Annotated in this window: 7 protein-coding genes and 1 pseudogene; 3 read left to right on the forward strand and 5 right to left on the reverse strand. The window is 65.4% G+C overall.

What is annotated here, in order from left to right; all coding sequences use genetic code 11:
- The first annotated feature begins 73 nt into the window (after window positions 1-73).
- Genes BG61_RS32520 through BG61_RS32530 form a run of 3 tightly spaced genes read left to right on the forward strand, consistent with a single transcriptional unit; the run spans window position 74 to window position 1,949 of the window.
- Window positions 74-1,105 (forward strand): Acg family FMN-binding oxidoreductase, encoded by a 1,032-nt coding sequence (locus tag BG61_RS32520; RefSeq protein ID WP_051672942.1) that lies wholly within the window; start codon window positions 74-76, stop codon window positions 1,103-1,105.
- Between the two features lie 56 nt (window positions 1,106-1,161).
- Window positions 1,162-1,527 (forward strand): c-type cytochrome, encoded by a 366-nt coding sequence (locus tag BG61_RS32525; RefSeq protein WP_370818101.1) that lies wholly within the window; start codon window positions 1,162-1,164, stop codon window positions 1,525-1,527.
- A 23-nt stretch (window positions 1,528-1,550) separates the two neighbouring features.
- A complete protein-coding gene (locus tag BG61_RS32530) occupies window positions 1,551-1,949 on the forward strand; it encodes a DUF3564 family protein (protein ID WP_035938820.1) in 399 nt (132 codons plus the stop codon).
- A gap of 75 nt (window positions 1,950-2,024) precedes the next feature.
- Here BG61_RS32530 and BG61_RS32535 read toward each other — a convergent pair whose 3' ends face one another.
- The 5 genes and pseudogenes from BG61_RS32535 to BG61_RS32555 all read right to left on the reverse strand — a co-directional run bounded on the left by BG61_RS32535 (window position 2,025) and on the right by BG61_RS32555 (window position 6,581).
- On the reverse strand, window positions 2,025-2,336 hold the full coding sequence (locus BG61_RS32535; RefSeq protein WP_035938822.1) for a hypothetical protein: 312 nt from the start codon (window positions 2,334-2,336) through the stop codon (window positions 2,025-2,027).
- 372 nt (window positions 2,337-2,708) lie between these two features.
- Window positions 2,709-4,106 (reverse strand): annotated as a pseudogene (locus BG61_RS32540) (PAS domain-containing sensor histidine kinase); the annotation flags it as partial.
- Window positions 4,107-4,374: 268 nt separating this feature from the next.
- On the reverse strand, window positions 4,375-5,202 hold the full coding sequence (locus BG61_RS32545; RefSeq protein ID WP_035938824.1) for a universal stress protein: 828 nt from the start codon (window positions 5,200-5,202) through the stop codon (window positions 4,375-4,377).
- Window positions 5,199-5,705: a universal stress protein gene (locus tag BG61_RS32550; RefSeq protein WP_035938826.1), complete on the reverse strand. Its 507-nt coding sequence runs from the start codon at window positions 5,703-5,705 to the stop codon at window positions 5,199-5,201. The genes BG61_RS32545 and BG61_RS32550 overlap by 4 nt, the downstream gene beginning before the upstream one ends.
- Before the next feature lie 36 nt (window positions 5,706-5,741).
- On the reverse strand, window positions 5,742-6,581 hold the full coding sequence (locus BG61_RS32555; protein WP_035938829.1) for a universal stress protein: 840 nt from the start codon (window positions 6,579-6,581) through the stop codon (window positions 5,742-5,744).
- Between the last annotated feature and the right edge of the window lie 174 nt (window positions 6,582-6,755).

Here is a 6,755-nt window from a genome sequence, read left to right on the forward strand (position 1 = left end):
TTGACCTGCGTCAAGAGCCCGTAGCGCGCCTCTGCGACGATGGCATCACGACACCTCAAGCAAAGGATGCCAGATGCAACCGTCAACAGACATTGCTGCCTGGGAAATCAACGAGGATCGCCTTCCTCCGCTTGGAGGTATCGAGGCGAGATTACGCTTCTCGCTTCAATACGCGGTGCTGGCGCCATCGAGTCACAATACCCAGCCGTGGCATTTCATCGTCGATGGAACGAGTCTCATGCTTTGCGCCGACCGAACGCGCGCGCTGCCTGTTGTCGATCCCTATGACCGTGAGCTGATCATGAGTTGCGGGGCGGCGCTCTTCAACCTGCGGGTAGCGCTGCAGCATTTCGGGCTCGGCTACGCGATCACCCTCTTTCCTGCGTCGGCGGACCCTGACGTGCTGGCCCAGGTGCACGCGCTGCCGACATACGCAGGCGACGCTGGCATCGCCGGTTTGTTCGGCTCGATCACGAAGCGGGTCACGACGCGCGAGCGCTTCGACATCCAGCCGATACCGCTCGACATTCAGGAACAGTTCGTACGGGCGGCAGAAGCCGAAGGCGCAGATGCCGTCTGCATCGACGGGGCGCCGGCGCGTGAACGGATCGCCGAGCTGGTCGCCGAGGCCGATTACCTCCAGTTTCACGATCCGCGCTTCAGGCGCGAGCTCGCGAGCTGGATTCATCCGCGCCGCAGCAACGATGGCATGCCTGCCTATTCAGCCGGCGTGAGCGCCCTGCTCGACTTCGCGGTGCCTCTCGTCTCGTCGGCAATCAGGACGTTCGATCTGGGCGGCGGGCTGGCGGCAGCGCACCGACGCCTGCTCGAAGGTTCACCCCTGCTGTTTTGCATCGGTACCCGTGCGGATGATCCGGCCGCGTGGATCGCCGCCGGTCAGGCTCTCGAACGTGTCTTGCTTACCGCCGCCCGGCACGGCCTCACTGCGTCTTATCTTAACCAGCCCGTCGAGGTTGACTCGCTGCGCGACGACTTACGCAAGGAAGCCGGGCTGGACGCGCAGCCACAACTGCTTTTGCGGATCGGACGCGGACCACAGGCGGCGCACTCGCCGCGTCGCGCAATGAACGAAGTCGTGTCATGACACCTTGTACGCGCTGCTGGCCGGACGGGCCTGAAGGCCATCGTATGAGTGCGCGCATGAATCCGGTGAACTTCGACGCCCATCCGAAGATGACTTCCAATCGAGCAAAACTCTTCGTCGCCGCGGCGCTGTATGCCCTCTCGGTGCACGTGTTCGCTCAACGCGAGCCGACGCCGCTCGTCGATCAGCAGCATTGCATGTTCTGCCACACCGACGATGCACCGTTTCTCGCGCCGTCGTTTCAGCAGATCGCCGAGCGCTACCGCAACGTACCGGGCGCCGCGCCGATGCTAGAGCACAAGCTGCGCATGGGCGGACGCGCTCACTGGGGTGACATGGCGATGCCATCAGCCGGCGAGCGCGGAGGCCCCCTGTCCGCCGAGGATGCACACACGCTCGTCCAATGGGTCCTGAATCACTGAACTTCGAGCTTCTGGAGAAAGTCATGCGAGTTACCGTCAAGCTGGATTCGTTCGACCGTGCGGGCTCTTCCGCCTACGCAGTTCTTTGGCTGGACAGAGAGACCCGGCGATGGTCCCGCGAAGGCCACGACACGATCGAGCTCCCTTCCTGGGGCATGCTGCGCTCTGCAGCAGACGGTACGGGCATCTGCGGCGCCGAGCGTGACTGGACCATTCTCCTGCTGAAGGGGCTGACGCTCGAATCCGCCGGACCACTGGAAGGCGCGCAGGGCAAGGCCGAGTATCGCGCGGAGGAAGCCACAGCCCTCGAGGTGGGCCGCTGGCACGTTCAATGTGTCGATCGGGACGCGATACAGGCGGAGCACGAGGTGTTCGCCGATGATCAAGACGAGGCCTGGACCTATCTGGAGCTGAGGCGGTAAGTCGAGCGCCGCGGCGCGGGTACCGCTATTCGCTATTCGCGATTTCGGCTCGGCAAGCCCAGCGCGCTCTCGCGTCTACCGGATTGAACCGGCTAGCCGCTCCAGGACCTCAACGGCAGTATCGAACGCCTGATGAAGGGCGAGCTTCGGGTCCGCGTCCGTGCTGTGCTCAACCGGGATCAGCGCATAATCGCGCGTGATGAGGTCGAGGCGCGCGTCGTAAAGCGCGCGTCCCGAGGACTGGTCGCTCCTCGCCTCGATGGCCAGATGGCAGCCCGCTATGTGTTCTGCGAACCGGTTCAAACGTACCAGCTCGGCTCCGGCTTCGCCCTCGAGCGCTGCCGATCCGGCGAACCCGAGGTAGGCAATCTGCATTCCGACTCCCATCTGCGCCTCCCATTGTTCGCCAACGCAAAACGCTCTACGGCGAGCCAACACCCGCTACGCCAGCTACCCGCTGCTGTCCCTGCACGCTGAATTTGATACATCTTCGGCGAACGCGCCCCGACGCGCTTGACTTGCGTCAAGGGTTGCCAACGACGCGGCTAACGCGCCCGTTGAACGCGCCCGGAAGATCATGCCGTCTTCATCCGTGGCTGCGGGCGTCGGCTCCGATAGGCGTGCACCCGCGCGCCGCAACGAGATACCAGGAATCCCCGACCCGAGCCTCGCGTGGCGGTGCTCGCCGCGAGGTGCGCGCGACTGCTGCGAAGCGTGTGTGACAACCACAAGAGGGGTCGGCGAGCGAACGCCGCAGCCTCATGGATGCGATCCCTTCTGAACCGCCTGCATTGGCAGGGAGACGGTGACGGCAAATCCCCGCCCCTCGGCTGTCTCGACAGAAACGGAACCGCCCAGCATGCGGGCACGCTCCCGCATGCCGATGAGGCCGAACGACTTGCCCGTGCGAGCGTCCGGCGTGCAACTTCCGCGTCCGTTGTCCGCGACACGCAAAATGCAATCGTCGGCGTCGATGTGAATGTCGAGCGTAACGCGCGTCGCGTCGGCGTGACGCGCGACGTTTGTCAGCGCTTCCTGGACGATCCGAAAGAGCGCCGTGGCGGCTGCGGGGCCGAATTCGACCTCACCCGTAGCAAAATGGCGCTCCACTTCTACGCCGTAGCGGTTCGTGAAGTCGTCGGCAAGCCAGTCGATGGCGGGAAGCAGGCCGAGGTCGTCGAGCATGACCGGCCGCTGGTCGGCGGCGATGCGCCGCACCGAGGCGACCGTCCTGTCGACCAGCTGGCGCATGCCGCGCAACTGCTCCGCGATTTCCGCATTCGCCGCCGACTGCCCGCCAATCGCCTGCTCGACGATCGAGAGGTCCATCTTGAGCGCGGTCAGTTGCTGTCCGAGATCGTCATGAAGCTCGCGGGCAATGCGGCTCTTCTCTTCCTCACGGACGTTCTGAAGATTCGCCGAAAGCTCGCGCAATTCCTCGCGCGAACTCCTGAGCGCGCTGTCGGCTTTCACGCGCTCGGTCACGTCGCGCAGCATCACCGTATAGAGCTTGCCGGTGCCGTCGTCGATCTGGGATATGGACGCTTCGATAGGAAATTCCTCGCCGTTCGCGCGCAGACCGAACAGCACGCGCTGCAGTCCCATCTGGCGTTCCGAGACGCCGGTCACGCCGAACAGCACCACATGCTTCGCGTGAGCCGCACGAAAGCGCTCGGGTATGAAGCGCGAGAGCTGCGCGCCGAGTGCGTCCGCCGCCGTGCAGCGGAACACGCGTTCCGCCATCGGGTTGAATATGACGATGCGCTGCGCTTCGTCGACGGTAATGATCGATTCCATCGACGAGCGCACGATACCGAGCATGCGCGCTTCGTTGAGCGTGGATTGCGCGCGCATGCCGGCACGGCGCTCCCGTGCCAGAACATAGACGATGCCCCCCAACATCAGCGCGGCCGCGATGCCGCTCGACAGCACTGCGACCTCAGCGGCAACGAGCGCGGCGCGGTGACCGGGAGCGCTCTCGAGCACGACCGAGAGCATGGTGTGAACCGAAATCCAGAGGCCGACCGCAAGCGCCGCGGCCACCAATAACGCAGCGAGCGCAATCAGCGCCGGCTGCCGCGCGAGCGGCGCCCCGCGCGTACCTTCATGCGACCCGTCGGGTGCGATCGGATTGCTTTCTCCGGTCATGCCAGCCTCGCGTGGATCAGCGATGTCGTCCGGTTTGTGGCGGCGCCGCCCTCGGGCCGTATGCCGCACACGGCAGGATAAGCGCTACGGGACGATTGTCTCTGATTGCGGGGCGGTTGCCAATTCCGCCAGTCATCGCTGCGGGTTCACGAATCGGCCGTGCGTACGCCTGCGTGCGCGGTATTCCCGCGACGCCATCGAGGGGAGCACGCGAGCGGTTCGCGTTGCGCCTTCCGGACGGCGGCAACTCGGCGACCACGTGCCTGGCGAAAACCCGTCAGTGGGACATGAGCACGGGAACCGTCGTCGATTCGAGCATCGTGCGGGTCACGCCGCCGAGCACCCGCTCGAAGCCGCGAGAATGCGCATAGGCGCCCGTCACGAGCAGATCGGCGTGAACGTCGCATGCCTTGTTCAGCAGCGTCGCACCCGTGCCGACGCCGGCCATGCGCGGCATCGACGAAAAGCTCGCGCGCACGTTGTGCCGTTCCAGATACGCTGCGACGTCGATACCGGCGGGTCTTTCGTCGTTCCTGTGCCGCTCGACGCTCACGACCTCGACAAAGCGCGCAAGCCGCAGCAAGGGCAACGCGTCGGCGAGCGCGCGTGCCGCTTCGCGACTGTCATCCCACGCGACGAGAATGTTTTCCCCGAAGGTCTTGATGTGCCCCGAGTGCGGCAAAATCAAGGCGGGCCTGCCAACGCTTGTCACGACGTCCGCGACGAAATGCCGGGCAACGAAGGAAGCCGGGTCCTCGCGGTCTTCCTGGCCGAGCACCAGCACGTCGGCATGGCGCGCGTGAAGCACCGCGGCGTCGAGCGCAGGGCCCGCGGGCGCACGCCACTCCGCGCTGCCGCCCGAGCGGTTCGCGCTCGCCTCGAACGCCTCGCGGGCCCGATCCCGCCATGCCGCGTGCTGCCGCTCGTTCGTCGCGAGGTCCAGGCTCTCGCCCGGGTTGAAAAGCGGCCGGAACAGGTCCTGACAGACCAGATAGAGGCCGGTCACATGCGCGTCGAAACGGCGTGCGAGGCTGAAGGCAAACTCGACGCGCTCGTCGCTGCGGCGTCCATTGTCGATGTGGACCAGCACAGTCTTCCAGTTCATGACGGCTCCTTTTCCGTTGCCGGGTGATCGACCGGATCTTCGGCCCGCGATTCCGACGTCCGGTGCGGGACCAGCAAGACCGGGCAGCAGGCGAGACGCAGAAAGTGCTCGGCCACGCTGCCAAGCACGATCCGCCGCCAGCCGCGCCGGCCGTGCGTCCCCATCACGACCAGATCCGCGCCATATTCCTCTGCGCTCTTGAGAATGCGCTGGGCGAGATCGTCGCCGGTCAACTCGACCTCGACCACACGCGGCACACCCGGCACGCCCGCGCGTTTCATGCGCTCCGCCGCGTCAGCGGCAAGCGCATCGCCCTCCTTCCGGAACACTTCATGAATGTCGGGATAGAACGCCGTGCTCGCGTCGCCGGCAACGGGTGGCCGGTCGATCACGAACAGCGGCTGGAGATTCGCACCGGTTTCGCGGGCGATCTTCAACGCTTCGTCGAATGCGTGGCTGGAGGTCGGGCTGCCGTCGATCGGCGCGAGGATGCGGGTGTACATGAATGCCCTCTTCGGTTCGGGAATGCGTAGCGCAATTCAATGCGACATCAGCACGGGGATAGTCATCGAGTTCAGTACCGTGCGGGTTGCGCCGCCAAGCACGAGTTCCTGCCAGCGCGAGTGGCCGTAGCCGCCCATGACCAGGAGATCCGCTCCGAGATCGGCCGCCCGCGACAGCAGCAGGTCACCCGCCGGTACGCCGCCCGCGCTGTCGATCGACGAAACCTCGACCTTCACGCCGTGGCGCGCGATGCTCGCGGCAATGTCCGCGCCGGGAATGAGCACGTCCGCCGCATCGCCTTGCGCCGCCCCGACGGTCACGACCGTCGCCTGTTTCGCAGCTTTCAGGATCGGCATCGCGTCGTGCACCGCACGGGTCGCTTCGCGGCTGCCGTCCCACGCGATCAGCACGCGCTCCCCGGCCGATGCGAAAAAGCCTGCATACGGCATGAGCAAAACAGGCCGGCCCGTCGACATCACGAGGGTCTCCGGAAAGTGGTCGCCGACATACGACTCTGGATCGTTCGGATCGTCCTGTCCTGCGACGATCAGGTCCGCGCAGCGGGCACGGCGCGGCACCGCGACATTCGCATAGCCTTGCGCCTCCTCCCATTCACCGGACACGCCGGCTCGGGCCGCTTCCGCATGAAAGAGCCGCTCGAGCGCGGCCCGGCGCTCACGGCGCGAGGTGTCGTGCTCCTTGAAGTACTCCGCGGTGCCGGCCATCACCTGGAACGAACGCGGCTCGGGCGCGAAGACCGCGTACATGCCGGTCAGGTGCGCGCCGAAGCGCTTCGCGAGCCTCAGGGCGAGTTCGAGACGCGGATGGGCACGCTCGCTCGAGTCGAGGTGGACAACGATACTTTTGTAGCTCATTGCTTGACTCCGGTGGCCGGCAGACATGAAACGCCATTTGCGTTCGATTCGCTCCTACTCTAAGCGCGAGTCGACTCGTGCGATTGACATGGATCAACCGCGGCGGGTGCTCGTCGCGCCTCGACTCAGAGGTGATGCAGATCAAGGTCTGAGGTTGACCCGGTTCGACGGATA

The organism is Caballeronia glathei, from assembly GCF_000698595.1.
Classification (GTDB): Bacteria; Pseudomonadota; Gammaproteobacteria; order Burkholderiales; family Burkholderiaceae; genus Caballeronia; species Caballeronia glathei.